This window comes from Microbulbifer sp. CNSA002 (assembly GCF_047324085.1).
Lineage (GTDB): Bacteria > Pseudomonadota > Gammaproteobacteria > Pseudomonadales > Cellvibrionaceae > Microbulbifer.
Genome location: NZ_CP172449.1, coordinates 5010662 through 5030000, shown reverse-complemented (window position 1 = coordinate 5030000; position 19339 = coordinate 5010662). Strand labels below are relative to the sequence as shown.

The following is a 19339-nucleotide window of genomic DNA, read 5'->3' as shown; positions in this document are numbered from 1 at the left end:
GAATGGCGTAACGATGGCCACGCTGTCTCCACCAGAGACTCAGTGAAATTGAAATCGCTGTTAAGATGCAGTGTACCCGCGGCTAGACGGAAAGACCCCGTGAACCTTTACTACAGCTTTGCACTGAACTTTGAGCCTATTTGTGTAGGATAGGTGGGAGGCTTTGAAGCAGCGACGCTAGTTGTTGTGGAGCCGTCCTTGAAATACCACCCTGGTATGTTTGAGGTTCTAACTCTGGTCCGTTATCCGGATCGAGGACAGTGTATGGTGGGTAGTTTGACTGGGGCGGTCTCCTCCCAAAGAGTAACGGAGGAGTACGAAGGTGCACTCAGCATGGTCGGAAATCATGCAATGAGCATAATGGTATAAGTGCGCTTGACTGCGAGACAGACATGTCGAGCAGGTACGAAAGTAGGTCATAGTGATCCGGTGGTTCTGTATGGAAGGGCCATCGCTCAACGGATAAAAGGTACTCCGGGGATAACAGGCTGATACCGCCCAAGAGTTCACATCGACGGCGGTGTTTGGCACCTCGATGTCGGCTCATCACATCCTGGGGCTGAAGCCGGTCCCAAGGGTATGGCTGTTCGCCATTTAAAGTGGTACGCGAGCTGGGTTTAGAACGTCGTGAGACAGTTCGGTCCCTATCTGCCGTGGGCGTTGGAGATTTGAGAAGAGTTGCTCCTAGTACGAGAGGACCGGAGTGAACGAACCTCTGGTGTTCCGGTTGTCACGCCAGTGGCATTGCCGGGTAGCTATGTTCGGACGGGATAACCGCTGAAAGCATCTAAGCGGGAAGCCTCCTTCAAGATAAGATCTCCCTGAGGCCTTGAGCCTCCTGAAGGGCCGTGGAAGACTACCACGTTGATAGGCTGGGTGTGGAAGCGTTGTGAGGCGTTGAGCTAACCAGTACTAATTGCCCGTGCGGCTTGACCATACAACAGAGATGGTTACTAACGACTAGCTAAGCTAGCGGATTGTGAGTTAGAGACATACGATCGCTTGCGGTGTATTACTACAGATTGTTTTACCGACTTATTTGGGGTTATCGCCGGTCAATAATATGACCGAGGCAAACAGCGATAACACGGCAGGCCAAGCACTTTGCTTATAAGACCAACGCCAACCCAAGCCAGTTTGCCTGACGACAATAGAGTTGTGGAACCACCTGATCCCTTGCCGAACTCAGAAGTGAAACGCAACATCGCCGATGGTAGTGTGGGGCTTCCCCATGTGAGAGTAGGTCATCGTCAGGCTTCTAATCCGAAAAGGGCCACCCAATAGGGTGGCCCTTTTTTTATGGCTGAAAATATTTTAAAGAAGCAAAAAACAAAAGACAAAAAATAAGAAAGGGAAGGAAGAGAGGGAAAGCAGAAAATACTTAGTAAAAATTAAATAGAAAAAATAAAAGTAATTCTGGAAAACTTTAATGCTCAACTTTCTATTTAAAAGTCAGTCAGTAAATAAAAAAGAAAAAGCTAAAATTACCTGAGCACCTTAAACAGATGCTCTCCTAAAAAGCCTATAAAAATAGGTCTTTACCGATCTTCTCTCCAAACGCCTTTACACTCACACAAAAAATAATCCAACAAAAATAACTCGCGTAAAACTCAGAAAAGTACCCATACCACTCCCGCAAAAAATTAAAATTAGCCCATAAAAATATCGGTGATTTTTTAGTCTCTGCAGTAATCCCCTGTAACCACGGGGCCTGTAGCCCGTTTATTAAAGTTATGCACAACTCTATCCAGACTTTCTGTTAGTAACGTTCTGGTCTTACTTTTAGTGGATAACCTGACACTTTTTTCGTTGGTTTTTTAATCGAATTATTTCATTGCACGAAATTAAAGGCTTCTAGACCTTTATCCAAAAGTTATGCACAGTACTATCCAAGAATTCTGTTAGTAACATCCCTGTAATGAAGAAAACATCTAAAGAATTCTATTTTTACGATCTATTATCCAGTGTTTCAGTGGATAACCAGGGCTGACTTTTCAGTTCTAAAAGGCTCGCTGGGATGTGCTGTTAAGGAAGCATTCTACTAGCGACAAATTCCTCCGAGAGGCTTGCTAATGAGATTTCTACTTTTAATTTCCATGTCATTAGTACTTTTAGCTGCTGGATCGCTAAGGGCGCAGACGTTGGTAGTAGGAAATAAATATGAGGGCACGGTGAGTTTTATTGACCTGGCTTCCGGCCAAGAGGTTAAGAAACCGGAAACTGGAGGTTCGCCCCATGAATTAATAGTGTCGCCGGATAAATCTAAAGTGGTGGTAGTTTCTTACCTTGAAGATGGCTACGTGGGAGAAGAGCTGAATGTATTCGATATCGCGAGCGGTATGCGCCTGAAAAGAATTGATATCAGTCCACACAAAGGCCCTCACGGTATCGCTTGGCTGGGCGACAGCAATAATGTGATTGTTACGACAGAAGAAACCAGCGACGTGATAAAGGTGGATGTGGCTGAAGGAAAAGTATTGGGCGTTGCCCGTACTGACCAGGTAGGTAGCCATATGCTTGCACTATCACCTGATCTGAAGACCGCCTACGTTACTAGCCGGGGGTCGGATACGTTCAGTGTAATTGATACAGAGACTATGGAATTGAAATCTACAATACCGGCAGGGGATGGGCCGGAGGCAGTGTGGGTAAGCCCCGATAATAGCGAGCTATGGATAGGAAATAATCAGTCAGAAAATATCTTTATTTTCGATACTGAAACGTTAAAGCAAAAAGAAACGATAGATGTTGGTTTTCTGCCTATCCGAATCAGGTTTCACCCTGATGGCGAAGTGGTAGCTGTAGCAGACTTAAATGGTAATCGTATACTCGTGTATGACGCCAAGACCCGTAAACAGTTACATGAGATTGATGTCGGCAGCGCAGGGGCCAGACAGCCAGCATCGCTATTTTTCTCTCCGGACGGAAAGTTTTTGTTTGCCGGTTCTCAGAGAGACGGAAAAGTTGTTGAAATAGATACCGCAACTTGGAAAGTTAAGCGTATATTTAATGCGGGACAAGGGTCAGATGGTATTGAGTGGAGCCCAGTAAATATTCAGCAATAAATATTCCTGAACTCCACTGTTAAAATAATAAATCAGGTAGGAACTGTGTAGATTTTTAAGTCCTGAAATATTCCATCAATCGAATAATAATTTGGAATAGTTTCACTATGCACTCCACCTACGCGTTCTGCTACGGCTATGCTGGCACTGTTTTCAGATAAGCAGTGAATTTTCAACGCTTGAATATCGTGCAGATCTTTCAAGTAGCTAGATATTTTATTTACGATTCGAGTTACGATTCCATTGCCATGGCAGCTTTTACATAACCAATACCCTATTTCTGCATTTTGTTTTTTAAGGTCAATTTCCTTGATGCCAAAGATCCCGACTACCTTGTCTGAATAGTGGATCTTGTACCAGGATGCTCCGAAACTATTGCTGAATACTCTGTCGGCAATATATTTTTCTGTGGTTGGGAGGTCGACAACAAGCTTTGCCCAATAGAGATATTTCTCTAGCAGTGGTCTGTTATTTTCAATTAAGGCAAAGATGATTTCTGTGTCACTATCCAAAAGTGGATCGAGTTTGATATCACTGTTTACTACTATAGGCTTTTTAGTCATCCTTTTGCCTCTCCATTTTTTAGCGATATTTTTAGTCATTAGCAACCTAACTAACTGGTAGAGTTTTCCTGATTAGGTGAAACAACAGAAAGAGCCTGTGGAAGGTCTCTAGGTTTCCAGCATAAAAGTTACCGGGCCGTCATTGACTAGTGAAACCTGCATATCCGCTGCAAATATTCCAGTGGCCACTGGCGTAAATTGGGCTTTGGAACTTTTAACGAAATAGTTGTAGAGCTCCTCCGCGTATTCTGGTGATGCGCCGCGACTAAAGCTCGGGCGTAAACCTCTATCAGTTTCGGCAACTAGTGTGAACTGACTGACAATCAGGAGCCCACCTCCCGCCTTTTGGAGGTTGAGATTCATACGCCCTTTATCATCGGGAAAAATACGGTAATTCAGGACTTTGTGCAGCAGCTTATCTGCACTATCGGTAGTGTCCTGGGCTTCGATACCTAGCAGCAGGAGGATACCCTTATCTATGGCCCCAACGGCCTCTCCCGCTACATTAACTTGGGCATGGCTTACCCTTTGGATCAATCCTTTCATCTCACTTCTCTCTGCTGCTCTGGAACCGATCGTCTAAATCGCCTAGATTAGCGGACTGTTCCCAGTAGAGAAACCGAGAATAACGGTATGAAGAGACAGCTAGTGGCACTGGTTGCCGGTGCACTTGCTGCGGTGAGTGTTCACGCAGCTGATAGCTATCCGGATAGTAAACCGGGTGCTCAAATTGATGAATATTTTGGTCAAAAGGTGGCTGACCCCTATCGCTGGATGGAAAAAATGTCCAGTGATGAGGTAAAGAGTTGGGTGGCCAAACAGAATGATCATTCATTACCGCGTTTGAAGGACCTGCCCGGGTGGCAGAAAATCAATGACCGGCTTGCAGAACTATGGCGCTACGAGCGCTACGGTGTTCCGTACAAGAAGGGCGATAGCTATTACTACAGCTACAACACCGGTGATTGGGATCAGAATGTTTTCTATAAGGCCTCTAGCCTGTCTGCTGAGGGCGATACGGTTTTAGATCCACGCACCCTAAGTGAAGATGGCACTATTGCTGCCAAGCGCCTCAAAGTCAGTCCAAAGGGCCGCTATCTGGCTTACGGTATCTCGGATGGTGGCACTGACTGGACCGACTATCGTATTCGCGACCTAAAGACAGGCAAGGATCTGAAGGAACAACTGACCGGTATCAAGTTTAGTGATGCCAGTTGGGCGCCGGATGAGTCCGGTTTTTACTATAGCCGGTACCCGTTTAACAGAGATGGCACGGCGGATGATAGCAAACAGGTAGCCGTATATTTTCACCGACTGGGAGATGCCCAGGAAAGTGATCAACTGGTCTATGAAATTACTGATCATCCCACCCGCAATCCAGGCGCGACGGTGAGTGACGATGGTAACTATCTCCTGTTTGGCATCTTCGACGGCTATGACTCGAACGGCTTTTACTATCGCGATTTACGGGATGAAAGCGGCAAGGTAATTAAGCTTCTGGATGACTGGGATGGCCTATACCAGTATCTCGGAAATAAAGGGAGCACCTTTTACTTTGAGACCAGTGCGGGGGCGCCGCTGGGCCGTGTAATCGCTATTGATCTGAATAAGCCGCAACGCAAACACTGGCGCGATCTGGTGCCGGAGACGACTAGTGCCTTGCAGAGTGCCAGTTATATCGGTGATCGCTTTGTGCTTCACTACCTGGAGGATGCGAAATCGCGAGTGCTGGTGACCGATACTAACGGTAAGAAACAGTACGAGCTGAAGCTGCCAGGGGTGGGCTCAGTGAAGGGGTTTTATGGTGAGCCGAATGAAGTTGAGACCTTCTATGCTTTCTCTAATTTTATTACCCCGCCGAGTATCTACCACCTGAATGTACAGACTGGTGAAACCAAACTGTTCAAGCAGCCAAAATATGCAGCAGACTTTTCCGATCTGACTGTGAGTCAGCATTTCTATAAGAGTAAGGACGGTACCCGGGTGCCTCTATTCCTCGTGCATAAGAAGGGAATGAAGCGAGATGGCTCCAACCCGACGCTGCTTTATGGATATGGTGGTTTTAACTCCGCTCAGTTACCGCGCTTCTACAACCGCTTTGTCGGTTGGTTGGATATGGGCGGCACCCTGGCACTGGCCAACTTGCGCGGTGGTAGCGAGTACGGCAATGCTTGGCACCAGGCGGGTACCAAGACGCAAAAGCAAAATGTCTTCGATGATTTTATCGCTGCAGCTGAGTGGCTGATCGAGGAGAAAGTCACTTCTCCTGAAAAGCTTGCTATTAGTGGTCGCTCCAATGGTGGACTATTGGCGGGGGCAACGCTGGTACAACGACCGGATTTATTTGCGGCGGCATTACCGGTAGTCGGTGTCCTGGATATGCTGCGATATCATACCGCTTCCGCTAATGCCCGGCAGTGGTCGAGCGATTATGGGCTTAGTGAAAATCGCGATGAGTTCAAAGCGCTGCATGCCTATTCTCCGGTCCACAACACCCGTGAGGGCACCTGCTATCCGGCCACGCTGATCACAACTGCCGATCGCGATGATCGAGTGGTTCCCTGGCACAGCTACAAATTTGCGGCAGCCCTACAAAAAGATCAGGGCTGTGACAAACCAGTCTGGCTTGCCGTAGAGACTCGGGCTGGGCACGGTGCAGGCAAGCCGGTATGGATGCAGGTGGAAGACTTCGCCAATCAGTGGAGCTTCCTTGCCTACCAGCTGGGCATGAAAATCGAGTAGTCTTTCCAACTAACCCAACAAAAGTAATAGCGGGATTAATTAATAAAACTCCCGGTAGGACGATTGCAAAGGGGTTTAGTTTTGCGGCGGTGTCACTAGTGAAGTTAGTGTGCCGCCCACTCTGTCGGAGTGGTGGTATCACCAACCGGTCTGCCCTTCCGGAAGGAGGTGGCTTCGATAGAGCTAATCACTGGGTATGAATAACGATAACAACTCATCCGGTGGATTTATGAAACACGCATTTGTAACCGGGGGAACCGGTTTTCTCGGCGCTAATTTGGTAGAGCAATTGGTTGGTGATGGATGGAAAGTTACCGCCATGCATCGGCGCACCTCCAATACCGATATGTTGCGCTCTCTGGGCGTCAATCTGGTTGAGGCCTCTCTGAATGACCCTCAGTCCCTTCAAGCTGCAATTCCAAATAATGTCGATGCACTTTTCCATATGGCGGCTAATACCAGTATGTGGCGCGGCGGTAATGCCCAGCAGTGGAAAGATAATGTTGAGGGGGCGGCGAATATTGCCAAAGTTGCCAGGGAGAAAAATGTAGGGCGTATGGTGGTGACCAGCTCAATTTCTGCTTATGGCTACCATAAGGAAAGAATTACTGAAGAAAGTGATAAGCTGGCAGATGACCCTCATCATCACTATCTGTACACGAAAAAAAGAGAGGAAATTGCCGTTCGCAAGGAAATTGAGCAGGGCCTGGATGCGGTATTTCTAAACCCTTGTGCAATTGTTGGTAAATACGATACCACCAGCTGGGCGCAGACCTTTTTTCTGATTGATAAAAATCAATTACCAGGTGTTCCACCGGGCTGGGGTTCTTTTTGCCATGCCGGTGCAGTAGCGCGAGCCCATATCGATGCGGTTGAAAAGGGACGGTGTGGCGAAAACTATATCTTGGCCGGAACGGATGCCAGTTTTTTAGAATTTTTTGGAAAGATCGCTGAGTTATTGCATAAACCTGTACCAAAACGCACCACACCGGCATTTCTAATTCAATCTATCGCCTGGTTTTCCGATCTCTGGTCTCGTGTGAGTGGGCAAGAGCCGGTTATTACTCCTGAAAAGGCCACGTTGGTAACGCGGAGAGTCGTTGCTAGTAGTGCTAAGGCTGAACGTGAACTCGGTTATCAATCGGGGGTGGCTTTGGATACTATGTTATGCGAATGTCGCGATTGGTTAGTACAGAACAATTTGTTGGAGTCGAAGTGAATCGTAATAATATTATTTTTGGGTTAGTTGCCTTGCTTTTGGTTTTACAGCTTATTCAGTATTACTTTTTCTCCGGCGCAAGCTAGTCATAAAAAGGAAGTAATGATGGCGGAAAAGCGCTGTGACTGGTGCCTGTCTACACCACTTTATCAAAATTACCATGATGAGGAGTGGGGTAGGCCGGTTACCGATGACCAGATCCTGTTTGAGTTTTTGTTGCTGGAGGGGGCCCAGGCGGGCTTATCCTGGATTACAGTGCTCAATAAGCGGGAGAATTATCGTAAACTGTTTAATAATTTCGATGCTGAAAAAATTGCTCGGTACACCCCTAAAAAGGTAGAGAAATTACTTCTCAACCCGGGAATTATTCGCAACCGGCTCAAGGTTGAATCGGCCATCAAGAATGCACGGGCAACCCTCGAATTGCGCGATCGCGGTATATCCTTAAGGGATTTTCTCTGGCAGTTCACCGGTGGAAGAGTGATTGTTAATCGCCCCCGCTCCATGAAACAGGTGCCGGCCACTACAGCAGAATCTGATGCGATGAGTAAGGCGTTAAAGAAAGCGGGTTTTAGTTTTGTGGGATCAACCATTATGTACGCGCATATGCAGGCAACTGGAATGGTCAATGATCACTTGGAAACTTGTCCGGCTCATCAGCGTTGTGTCGATGAGGCGCAGAATTTAGGTTTGGCTTGAATTTAAAATAGGGATTTATTTTCGGGGATCGATGAATATTAATAGCTTACTCAATGAGTATTGGCCCCAAGTAACTGCATTATCCCTAAAGTTGGCGGTCGCACTACTGATAGTTTTGGTGACGCTGTTTGTGGCCCATCTTGCCCGCCGAGCGGTTGATCGTCTGCCGGACCGGTTTGATGTTATCTTGCGCCCAGTACTGCGCAGTATTTCGAGCTGGGCGGTTTATATTGTTGGTGCACTGCTGGTATTGGATGTATTTGGTATTAACACTACCAGCTTAATTGCTCTACTCGGCGCTACTGGTGTGGCAGTAGCCTTAGCGTTGAAAGATACCCTGCAAAATATTGCTTCGGGGTTTCTACTACTGGGATTGCGGCCGTTCCGCGTTGGGGATGTGATTCAGTTCGGTAACATAATGGGCACTGTTCGCGAGGTAGGGCTATTTACTACGGAGCTGGATACCACGGATGGGCTGCGTATTATCGCACCCAACAGTGCTATCTGGGGGCAAGTGCTCACCAACTTCAGTCGCAATAAGACTCGCCGTATCGAGATTGTGGCGGGTATCGCCTATGGCGATGACATTGATCGCGGTCTAACAGTATTACGTCGCTTGGTAGAACAGGAACCCCGTATTCTCGCTGAGCCAGAGCCAAGTTTCGCTGTTAAGGCGCTTGCTGACAGCGCGGTAAATTTACAGTTGCGGGCCTGGGCTGCCAATGATCAGTACTGGGATGTTTATTGGTCCCTGATGCAAAAGCTTAAGCCTGCACTGGAGGCAGAAGGCTTGACGGTACCCTTTCCCCAGCGAGAGCTACATATCGTGGACCGGGTCACAAGCCGGCGTTAGTCCATTACCGCAGGGTCACTTGTGGCAATATCCTGCTCCAGGTATTGGGTCCACCTAGTCCAAAATCTCCGATTTGCCTCAACTCAACGCAAACATATGGCGTTCTGGGGGGCATGAATCGACACCTCACCGAATTCGTGTCAAAGTTAGCGGCGTTTTTTTGTACAACTTTTGATCGAGATAGGAAGATGCCGATAAAGCTGAACAACCCACTGATCCCCAGCCTGCTGGCTGTCGCTATCCTTGCGGGCTGTCAGGGTGACAAGAGTAGCCAGACTGTAGCTAACGCAGATAAGCCCCAAAATGCGGTTGCCGAGGCCTCAGTAACTGTAGATGCGGTTGCCGAAACCAAGCGCCTGACTGAGTGGCTGGATGGGCGTTATGAGGAACAGCTGCAGTTCAGTCCGATTCAGCTGTCCTACCTGGGCCGCAAAGACCACTACGACCAAATCGACGATATGAGTGAAGCCGCAGAGGCTCGCCGCTTGGTTTGGCAAGAGAAAAGTGTTGAAGAGCTCAAGAAGAATTTCGACTACAGCAAGCTGACCCAGGAAGGGAAAACTTCCTACGATATCTGGATTTATCAGTTTGAACAGGCCAAGGCCGCTGCGCCGTTTATCCGTCACGGCTACATCTTTGAGCAGATGGGAGGTGCACAATCGCAGTTGCCCAACTTCCTGCTGAACTTCCACAAGGTCGACAACATTGAAGATATGCAGGCGTATATCACCCGTATCGGTGGTATCTCCCGCGCGATCAACCAGCTGCTTGACCGCGCCAAGCTGTCGTCCAAAGAAGGTATCCGCCCCCCGCGCTTTGCCTATGAAGGTGCGATTGATCAGTCCAGTAAATTGATTGAAGGCGCGCCGTTTACCGATGGTGAAGACGCACCTCTGTGGGCCGGCGCCAAAGGAAAGATCGCTGAGCTGCTCGAAGCCGGTACTATTGATCAGAAGCAGGCAGACAAGCTGACCGCGGAAGCGCGCAAGGCATTAGAGACTGAGTTCTTCCCCGCATATCAAGGGCTGGTTACCTGGCTCAAAGCGGATATGCAGAAGGCCTCAGCAGAGCCTCAAGGTGCTAGTAGCTTGCCCAATGGTATGGCTTACTACAATCAACGCCTGGCCAACACCACAACTACGGACCTGACTGCCGACCAGATCCACAATATCGGCCTGGAAGAAGTGGCGCGTATCCGTGGTGAGATGGAAACTATCAAGAAGCAGGTTGGTTTCGAAGGTAGCCTGCAGGACTTCTTCAAGTTTATTCGCGAAGATGGCCAATTCTACTACCCGAATACCGATGAAGGTCGCCAGGGCTACCTGGATGACTCAACCGCGTTCCTGGACAACATTACCAAGAAATTACCGGAATACTTTGGCCTTCTGCCGAAAGCTGAGTTGGTAGTAAAGCGGGTTGAGTCTTTCCGCGAACAGGATGGCGGTGCCCAGCATTACTACCCCGGCACTCCCGACGGTTCCCGCCCGGGTATTTACTATGCGCACCTGTCCGATATGAGTGCCTATTCCACGACTGATATGGAAACTGTGGCCTACCACGAAGGCAACCCCGGTCACCATATGCAGATCTCAATTGCTCAGGAATTGGAAGGTATCCCGCAGTTCCGCACTCAAGCTCACTTTACTGTCTATGTAGAGGGCTGGGCGCTGTACTCTGAGAAGCTTGCTAAAGAAATGGGGGCCTTCGAAGATCCCTATAACCTGTTTGGCCACCTGACGGCTGAAATGTGGCGAGCCATTCGCCTTGTTGTTGATACCGGCCTGCACGCCAAAGGCTGGAGTGAAGAGCAAGCGGTGGAGTACTTCCTGCAAAACTCCGCAATCCCCGAGACTGCAGTACGTTCCGAAGTACGTCGTTACCTGGCGTGGCCGGGCCAGGCGACCGCTTACAAGATCGGTATGCTGAAGATTCAGGAGCTGCGCAAGCAGGCTGAAGATCAGTTGGGTGATAAATTTGATATTCGCGGATTTCACGATACCGTACTGGGTGGCGGTGCTTTGCCAGTGCCCGTATTGGAGAGCCGCGTAGCCTCTTGGGTGGAATCAGTGAAGCAATCATAAGCTTTTTAGCTGACTCTTTTAAAAAGCCGGGCATAGCCCGGCTTTTTTATTGGGCTTATTTCTGTGAATATCGTCTGTGTATAGAGGAAAGCTGGTTTTCCCTAAAATACTTGTTTATGGAAAAGTCCCAATGGATTCAAATATTTACTCTGCCCCAGAGGCTGAATTAGATACTGTTTCAGAAGATGAAGCGCAGTTTTATATAGTTTCACCAACCAAATTCTGGGTAATGAGCCTAGGTACAGTGGGTATCTATTCAGTTTATTGGTTTTACCGTCATTGGGCAGAATATCAGCGTGCTAGTGGAGAGAATATGTGGCCGGTTATGCGGGCGATATTCTCTATCTTTTTTACTCACTCCCTTTTTTCCAGGATTCAAAGCCGTATCGAGATTGATAAGGTGGATTACCGCTGGGTGCCGGCACTTTGGGCTACGTTATATGTAGTTTTTGCGATTGCCGGGGCTATTGTCGACAGGATTTCCTATTACTCCGATGTAATTTCATTGATCGATATAGTAAGCATACTTCTCTTACCCTTTACATTGTGGCCACTTTATGAGGGACAGAAAGCTGCCAATATGGTTAATGGAGATATTTCAGGACAGGCTAACTCGAGATTTACTCCCTGGAATTTTGTTTGGTTGGCTGTAGGGGCTGTGTTTTGGGGAGTGGGTATTTTGGGGGCTTATTATCTTCTGGGCAATGTATAAGAGAGGAGTATCTATGAGACGTTCAGGATTTATTATCGTCGCTCTGCTATTACAACTGTTTCCTTCCGCTTTATGGGCGGAGCCAACACCCACTGAAATTACCGTGCGCGCCAAGGCCATGGATGCCAAGTTTATTGGCTCCTCCATCGGTGGTGCCATGGTTATTATTCGCGATGCAGATTCTGGGGAAATTCTTGCCAAGGGGCTTACCCAAGGGAGCACCGGTGACACCACCAGAATTATGAAAACGCCCCGAGAGAGGTTCCAACCTATCGCCGATGGCGCTGCACATTTTACCGCTACACTGAATATCAGTGAGCCGGTGTTTCTGACGGTGGAAGTTCTTGCACCGTATATCAAAAAGCAGGCCCGAGTGGTGGCGCAGACACAGACTTGGCTGGTTCCGGGAAAGCCTATTTCTGGTGATGGGCTGATTGTGGAAATTCCGGGAATGTTGGTGGATTTACTCAGCCCACAGACCCATCTCTATACAGGCTTGGACCAGAGTCCCTTTGAGATTCGCGCTAATGTGGTAATGATGTGCGGATGTTCACTTACCGATGGTGGGCTTTGGGATGGCAGTAAGATAGAAGTTGTGGCATTGATTAAAAGAGATGGCAAATCATTTGCTCGAGTGCCGCTAGAGATACAGGAGACTATGAATACTTTTAGTGCGCCCTTTGCGACGGATTTGCCAGGTGTTTATGAAATTGTGCTATATGCCTATGATCCCAAGACTGGAAATACCGGTGTGGATCGGGGGAGCTTCATTGTGCGCTAGGCAAGTGCGGCAAGCCGTCTGAGATATGGATTCCTATGGATATTCGGCAGGCTATAGAGAGTGACCTCGAAGGCATGTGGAGCCTCTTTAGTGTTGTGCGAAACAGAGGGGATCTGCCTTTCTCGCATAAGATCAGTCGAGAAGTGTTTTCTGCTCAATGGCTTAATGACGACTTACAGACTTATGTTACCGAAGAGTTACCTCACCTGCTGGGGGTGTATAAATTAGGGGTTAATTTCCCTGGTATTCATAGCCATGTCGCGACAGCCAACTTTCTCGTGCACACGGATGTGCGCGATCGCGGTGTAGATCGTGCACTGGTCCAGCATGCAATCGCCAGAGCCCAGGACGCCGGCTATTTGGAAATGCAGTTCAACTACGTTCCCAGCGACAATGAGCCCATAATTACCCTTTATACCGAGCTGGGCTTCACTATTATCAAAACGCTAGATAGAGCATTTACCGATCCTTTGGGAAGGTTGCAAGATGCTTATGTTATGCAGCGGTTTTTACAGTAGCTCGCCTGGTTATGGACCGGCAAAACCCAAAACACCAACAGGAAAGCCGGGAAGCGCTAATTGAGGAGCATCGACCGGAGCGTATTGAGGCGCGCTTGCGAAGTCGTCCACAGTCACAGTGGCTCTCTGATTTTGTTTTGGGAGCGATAGATGGCTGCGTAACTACCTTTGCCATTGTTGCAGGCGCTTTTGGTGCAGGCTTCTCCGAAGCGGTTGTGCTCGTGATGGGCTTTGCCAACCTTATCGCTGATGGTTTCAGCATGGCGGTAAGCAATTATGAAGCTGCCAGTGTGGAGCGTGAGCAACGAGCCGCGGCTATGCGTACAGAGCGTCAGCATATTGCTTTAATTCCCGAGGGAGAGCGGGAAGAGATCAGGCAGATTTTCTATCGAAAGGGATTTCGAGGTGAAGTTCTCGATAATATTGTTGCCACTATCACCGCGAATCAAAAGCTGTGGATAGAGACAATGCTGGCGGAAGAGTACGGTATAAGCCGCTTAGAGCATAAGCCTCTGGGGGCGGCACTGATAACCTTCGTCGCTTTTTTGTGTGTAGGTGCTATTCCCCTGTTGCCCTACCTTTTCCACAGCCTTAATCCCGCCGAACAATTTTATGCGAGCGCCGTTCTTTCGGTCTGCGCTTTTTTTGCTATTGGCTTGTGCAAAGGATTGGTGTTTTCCCACCACCTGCTGGTGGCGGGCTTAAAAACTCTGTTTTTTGGCAGTAGCGCAGCGGTCCTGGCACTCGCCGTTGGCTATCTACTGCGCCACTTGGTGACTTAATATTTATGCGGCTACCACTTTGTTGCGCCCACCATTCTTGGCTCGATACATACGTTTATCTGCTTCGGCCAATAGCTGATTGAGTGGCTTGCCATTGGTGCTGCCTTCGACGACTCCGAGACTGATTGAGATTTTTACCGGGCGTGTATAGCGGCGGCTGAGGGTCGATACTCTGCGACGAAGTTTTTCTGCAAGGACACTGCCGCCTTTCAAGTCAGTATTCGGCAATAGCAATAAAAATTCTTCGCCGCCCCAGCGCGCCACAATATCCTCAGACCGGGTATTACTTTTCAATATCTTGGCAACATCTTGTAATACGCGGTCGCCAAAGGAGTGCCCGTAGGTATCGTTGATCGTCTTGAAGTTATCTAAGTCACCAATAAGGATGACATATTGATCTTTCAGCTCAGCATTCCGGCGCTCTAATTCATGAATGGCGCGAAATGCTTCTCTGCGGTTAGCTAATCCGGTCAATGTGTCCGTGGCAGCATAAGTCTCCAATTCACCTGTTAATCGCTGAAGGAGCTGCTGAGTTTGGTGGCGGCTACTGTCAAGTAATGCGGTTAGAGCCGTGAGTGCGCCAAATACTGCAATAAAACGCGCACGATAGGCCGTATCATATTTGGCCGTGAGCCCGGGGAAATCCGGGTAAAACAGGATTGCTGCCGTAGCGAGACCTATTCCGAGCAGTGCAGTGGTGCCGGTTTTATAGCCGTAAAGGTTGATAAATCCGGGGACCAGCATAACCGCCCACATCAAACCGGTATTGTTTACACCACCAGTCATTAGTAAGTAGAAGTACAGCACTAGTAGGAGAATGCCCACCAATAGAGGCGTTTTTTCGGTGGGGCCGATAATGTTGACAGTGATGTATGCAAATAAAATAACAACTGCGACGATAAAAAGCGTCGATGCCTGCAGGATATTGGTTGCAGTAAGAGCAATAATCGCCATAGCCCCGGTGATAGCCATAGCGAATATCAGCATATAAGAGGAGGCCAATATCCGTCTGCGCAGATCTATGCGCTGCACTTCATCAATAGAGGTGGATATCGCGGGGTTTTGATTGTTATACCCTGAGTTCATAGTCATTCCCGTTGCTATACCGACTGCAACCTTCCGCTTGCTCGGGACCATCCTGCATCATACAACTATGCTGGTAGCCACTGCCGGAGTGAAGCAATGGTGAGTATAGGGGGAATCTGTCACCGACCAAAGTAGCAAGCTACAGTATCAGTAACTCAAACTTTAGAACTGAGAAATCGTGACACAAATTCAACTGACTTCTGGCGATATTTTGACAATGTGTGGAGATGCGTTGGTGTGTCCGGCACACAAGCACCTTATTCGGGGGCGGGGGCTTTCAGCGCAGATTTATGCCCAGTGCGGGACTCGGTTAACCCCCCAATGTGCCAATCAAAGAGCATGCCCAGTTGGTGAAGCTCGCTTGACTCGAGCCTATGATTTACCGGTCGATTACTTATTGCATACTGTTACGCCCCAGTGGAGTAGTGGCGATCAATGGGGGAGCCAGGCCATAGTGCTGTTGAGGCACTGCTATGAAAGCGTTTTGGAGTTGGCGATAGAGCGCGGCTGCAAAACGATACTGTTTCCGGCACTGGGAGCTGGCACTAACCGCTTCCCTCACGAGATTGCGGCACATCAGGGATTGGCCGTTTTACGCGCTTATGCCTCAAGGTTCGAGAGACTCACAGTTTGTTTGCACTCACAAACTGCATTGGCGCAGTGGCAGAAAGTTGAGCAGCGCTTTTATGGCCATAATTGATGTGTCACGGGTAATTGAATGGGATACAGCCTATTGTGTTAATTATTTAGTTAAGCACTATTGATTCCATACAGTTAATGGTTCCTTCAATAACCTAATGTGGCGTATATAAAGTAGTTCTGCGGTGCAGGCAGATCGAACCACCACATGTCAGTCTAACAAGCAATAACTTACCAAGTCGTCTTCTGATCTCATGAATTGAGAGTTATTCAGGTGCTATACAGTCTTTTCTAACTCTTCCGTTGATTATTAAGTGCTATGTCTCCACCTAACTATTTAGTTCTAACGTGCTAAATATTGAAATCGTTAGTTGTAATGAGTCATCTATTCGCTAAAGATAGTTGTCAATAATTTAATAAATATGCATGGTTTTTATATGTATTTTTTAAGCCTAAAAATTTTTAGTAATTATGGACCACTGCAAAGTTTGCATACAAGAACAAAATATCTATGAAGGCATAGGGCATAGATGTGCTTTGTGTCTGGGGTGAGAGTCCCCTAAAATGAAAAAGAAATCCTCTTTTTACAGTTTCCCATGCCACCTATGAATAGCCAGCGCGTTGTTATTCACTGTAAGTAGGACTGAATTGTCATTCTGCTTACTACTTTCATTAGTGGCTCTTATAGTTACTTCTTATTTTAAATTTTTAGTATCTCAGCGAGAGCAGTCTTTATCTGAGAACGCTATCTTGGCAGGCCTTACTACTGAGGGATATATTTTATCAATGCGGCCAGTAATGTATGTTTCTATAATATCGTTTTGTGACCTTCTTTAAGCTGCAATCCCTACGGCAAAATAGAACTTGATAAGGGGTTAAGACTAAGATATTAGGGGACTCTGGGTTGAGGCAATCAATTCGTAAGAATTTTAGAATCCTATCCTTTTTTTATCTTTGATAGTCTTGGGGATAAATAGTTATTTTGTTGTCAGCTCCAATGGAGTGAAATTTAATTCATTATTTTCTCTTTTTCCTAAAGAGTATAATTGGAGTCAAATTCAGGCGGTGGAAACAGCTACTGGCACTGGCCCGGCACCTAGCCGCTGGGTTCCAAAATACATTTTAAGAATGGATGATAATAAAAATTTAGTTTAATTGATTACAAGCTGCAGAGATTTATTGCCTCTTACCCCAGGCTCAGAATTTATCTTCGAGATCAAAATCAAATTAAATACGAGCAAAATCTGACAAATGATGGAATTCGTTGGTTGAGAAATAATTTGTCAAAAGATGACTTTGGTGAAGTAATGCATATTTTACAAGATACGCCGTAATAATTATTTTAAGCGCGGACTAAATAATAAATAGAAAGGACCCGATAAGGGCCCTTTTATTAGAAGATACATAGAGCCGCCTTCCTTGAGAAGGCGGCCAAAGTGTATCCAGGTTACTGGCAGGAACTCGCTTCCCAGTACTGGGGGGCGTTAGCCGGGGACCACCAGTTGGGTCCAAAGGTAGACACGTAAACCTGGCCTTCAAAGGTTACTAGGTCGCCAACTTGATAGCCTTCGTCACCAGCATATGGCTGCTGGAATTCGGGGCAGGAAGCGGTTTCACCTGAACCTTGATTGCTGTCGGTGTTGTCATCGGAACCGTTATCGGCGTTATCGTCAGAACCGCTATCGGAGCCATTGTCGTTGCTATCGCCAGAACCGCTGTCGGAACCATTGTCAGAGCCTTCGCCCTCAGTTTGACAGGTGGTTTCGGTCCACAGCGATGGCGCGGAACCTGGAGACCACCAGTTTGGCTCGTGGGTGGATTCGTAGGCGACTCCTTCAAAGACAACAACGTCACCGACTGAATAACCTGGGTCGCCGGCATAGGGCTGCTCAAACGCGACGCAGGTGCTGCTTCCGCCATTATTATTGCCGCCGCCACTTCCGGTGTCGCCAGTATCTCCAGTATCTCCGGTGTCTCCGGTGTCTCCGGTGTCTCCGGTGTCTCCAGTGTCTCCAGTGTCTCCAGTGTCTCCGGTATCTCCTGTGCCTCCGGTGTCGCTATCACTGGAACCGCCCTGTCCGAAGACTTCGAGTGCGGCATCGAGCAATGGATATTGATACTCGTTGTTCTCCAGTAGCATTCCACCGCGTAGCTGCCAGATCATCACGCCACCCAGGCCCTGGTCGAGCACATATTGGGCGCGTGCGGCGATAGAAGTCGTATCTTCGAAAGAGATAAAACCGCCATCCTCAAACCAACCATAGTGGGTGACGGCCTCGGGATCGTAAGCGGTCTGGAATGAAGAGTCGCTCTGCATTTTCTCGACGATCTGGTAGTAGCGCGTCTCGGTGTCAGAGCCCCAGTGAGCGACGTCTTGTCCGGAGGCGGCTTCACCGATTGCGGTGGCGCCAGCCACGCTGCGGCCGTAGTGGGACATACCCAAGGTGATCTTCTCAGCGGGAATATTGCCCTCAGTCATCCACATATTGCGGCAGCTGTCTGCGTCGAAGCCTTCGTTGACCTGGCCTTCATAGGGGTACAGCGGCGAGGTGTGTTGGGCTACGGTATCCCAGTCGCCACCAAAGTCATAAGTCATCAGGTTGACATAGTCGAGGACTTCGCCCACAGCAGCAAAATCATAACCCTCTTCTGCAATCGAGGGGCCACAGGCCACGGCAGCGGTCAGTTCCAGATTTTTGCCGGTCTCCGCTTCAACCTCATCAAAGCGCGCGCGCAGCTCTTGCAGCAGGGTGGTGAAGTTTTCTTTGTCGATCGAGCGGCCGCCGTTCGGTGCATAGCCGGGGTATTCGAAATCGAGATCGAGACCATCGAAATCCCAGTCAGTAAGCAGTGTCACTGCATTTTCGATAAAGGCTGCACGCGCGGTGTCGCTCTCCATCATCTCAGAGACTTTGTGGGAGAGGGTCCAGCCGCCCATAGACAGGATCGCCTTGGCACCGTCGTCATGTACCGATTTTACAAAACCTGATTCGTGGTCATTCCAGCCCTGGCAGACCGCGGGCTGAATACTGGAATCGTATTGGCTGTAGGGGTGCCAGAATTGCGGCGAGCATTTTACGGGACCATCACCGGCGCCGCCGGAAAATGATTGGGCGCCCAGGCCGTAGAAAACGTAGGGGTCTGTAAAGTAGATGTTGCCGTCTTCGTCATTCCAGGCAAAGGCGTACTGAACGTGAGTGAGCTTGGAGAAATCCACGTTGTCATGGGTGAAGGATGAGTCGGCCCAGTATTCCCAATCGGCCCAATAGGCAGATACACGTTTAGAGGTTTCTTGTGCACTGACGTTTCCGCTGATGGCGATTGCTGCTGCGAGTGCCGCCGCAGCTTTTAATTTAAACCCAAATTTAGATCCGCGTTCACTGCGGCTGCCCACCAACATCCTTGTTCGATCCTGAGATTGCAGGAAAGAAAACATTAGATTGACCTCCCATAGGTCTTAATTATGTATAAAGAAATTTGTCGTTATATGTGGAAAAATTTGAATAAATGGAGAGGTAAAAGTTCCGCGAGGAAATGTGGAATAAATGTGCAAGCCACGGAGAGTAGTCGCTGAGTGGCTATATTTATTTCCGCTGTGA

General features: G+C 48.3%; 15 protein-coding genes and 2 rRNA genes (1 of these 17 only partly in view). 13 read left to right on the top strand and 4 right to left on the bottom strand.

What is annotated here, in order from left to right:
* The 3 genes from ACG1BZ_RS22205 to ACG1BZ_RS22195 all read left to right on the top strand — a co-directional run.
* Positions 1-937, top strand: a 23S ribosomal RNA gene (locus ACG1BZ_RS22205) (it extends 1945 nt beyond the left edge of the window).
* A 203-nt stretch (positions 938-1140) separates the two neighbouring features.
* Positions 1141-1256: ribosomal RNA gene (gene rrf / locus ACG1BZ_RS22200) — 5S ribosomal RNA — on the top strand.
* A gap of 816 nt (positions 1257-2072) precedes the next feature.
* Positions 2073-3065, top strand: coding sequence for a YncE family protein (locus ACG1BZ_RS22195; protein ID WP_413663732.1), 993 nt, complete (start codon positions 2073-2075; stop codon positions 3063-3065).
* A 32-nt stretch (positions 3066-3097) separates the two neighbouring features.
* Here ACG1BZ_RS22195 and ACG1BZ_RS22190 read toward each other — a convergent pair whose 3' ends face one another.
* Together ACG1BZ_RS22190 and dtd are read right to left on the bottom strand one after the other, a co-directional pair.
* Positions 3098-3667 carry a GNAT family N-acetyltransferase gene (locus ACG1BZ_RS22190; RefSeq protein WP_413663731.1) on the bottom strand — a complete coding sequence of 190 codons (570 nt, stop codon included), beginning with the start codon at positions 3665-3667 and terminating at the stop codon, positions 3098-3100.
* A gap of 69 nt (positions 3668-3736) precedes the next feature.
* Positions 3737-4174, bottom strand: a complete 438-nt coding sequence (dtd, locus tag ACG1BZ_RS22185) for a D-aminoacyl-tRNA deacylase (RefSeq protein WP_413663730.1) — start codon at positions 4172-4174, stop codon at positions 3737-3739.
* Positions 4175-4261: 87 nt separating this feature from the next.
* On the opposite strand from dtd, the gene ACG1BZ_RS22180 reads away from it, so the two are divergent.
* The 9 genes from ACG1BZ_RS22180 (at position 4262) to ACG1BZ_RS22140 (ending at position 14015) form a co-directional block, all read left to right on the top strand.
* Positions 4262-6370, top strand: coding sequence for a prolyl oligopeptidase family serine peptidase (locus tag ACG1BZ_RS22180; protein WP_413663729.1), 2109 nt, complete (start codon positions 4262-4264; stop codon positions 6368-6370).
* A gap of 229 nt (positions 6371-6599) precedes the next feature.
* Positions 6600-7589 (top strand): SDR family oxidoreductase, encoded by a 990-nt coding sequence (locus tag ACG1BZ_RS22175; protein ID WP_413663728.1) that lies wholly within the window; start codon positions 6600-6602, stop codon positions 7587-7589.
* Positions 7590-7694: 105 nt separating this feature from the next.
* Entirely contained in the window at positions 7695-8288 is a 594-nt protein-coding gene (locus ACG1BZ_RS22170) for a DNA-3-methyladenine glycosylase I (protein WP_413663727.1), read from the top strand.
* A gap of 31 nt (positions 8289-8319) precedes the next feature.
* Positions 8320-9141, top strand: a complete 822-nt coding sequence (locus ACG1BZ_RS22165) for a mechanosensitive ion channel family protein (RefSeq protein ID WP_413663726.1) — start codon at positions 8320-8322, stop codon at positions 9139-9141.
* A 188-nt stretch (positions 9142-9329) separates the two neighbouring features.
* Complete coding sequence (locus ACG1BZ_RS22160) at positions 9330-11222, top strand: DUF885 domain-containing protein (RefSeq protein WP_413663725.1); 1893 nt, start codon at positions 9330-9332, stop codon at positions 11220-11222.
* 130 nt (positions 11223-11352) lie between these two features.
* On the top strand, positions 11353-11934 hold the full coding sequence (locus ACG1BZ_RS22155; RefSeq protein WP_413663724.1) for a hypothetical protein: 582 nt from the start codon (positions 11353-11355) through the stop codon (positions 11932-11934).
* 13 nt (positions 11935-11947) lie between these two features.
* Complete coding sequence (locus ACG1BZ_RS22150; protein WP_413663723.1) at positions 11948-12715, top strand: hypothetical protein; 768 nt, start codon at positions 11948-11950, stop codon at positions 12713-12715.
* Between the two features lie 35 nt (positions 12716-12750).
* On the top strand, positions 12751-13233 hold the full coding sequence (locus ACG1BZ_RS22145) for an N-acetyltransferase family protein (RefSeq protein ID WP_413663722.1): 483 nt from the start codon (positions 12751-12753) through the stop codon (positions 13231-13233).
* Between the two features lie 11 nt (positions 13234-13244).
* Positions 13245-14015: a VIT1/CCC1 transporter family protein gene (locus tag ACG1BZ_RS22140; RefSeq protein ID WP_413663721.1), complete on the top strand. Its 771-nt coding sequence runs from the start codon at positions 13245-13247 to the stop codon at positions 14013-14015.
* 3 nt (positions 14016-14018) lie between these two features.
* On the opposite strand, the gene ACG1BZ_RS22135 is transcribed toward ACG1BZ_RS22140, so the two are convergent.
* Positions 14019-15101: a diguanylate cyclase gene (locus ACG1BZ_RS22135; protein ID WP_413663720.1), complete on the bottom strand. Its 1083-nt coding sequence runs from the start codon at positions 15099-15101 to the stop codon at positions 14019-14021.
* A 178-nt stretch (positions 15102-15279) separates the two neighbouring features.
* On the opposite strand from ACG1BZ_RS22135, the gene ACG1BZ_RS22130 reads away from it, so the two are divergent.
* Complete coding sequence (locus ACG1BZ_RS22130) at positions 15280-15801, top strand: macro domain-containing protein (protein ID WP_413663719.1); 522 nt, start codon at positions 15280-15282, stop codon at positions 15799-15801.
* 1386 nt (positions 15802-17187) lie between these two features.
* Here the strand turns inward: ACG1BZ_RS22130 and ACG1BZ_RS22125 are convergent.
* Entirely contained in the window at positions 17188-19176 is a 1989-nt protein-coding gene (locus ACG1BZ_RS22125; RefSeq protein ID WP_413663718.1) for a glycosyl hydrolase family 18 protein, read from the bottom strand.
* Positions 19177-19339 lie beyond the last annotated feature (163 nt).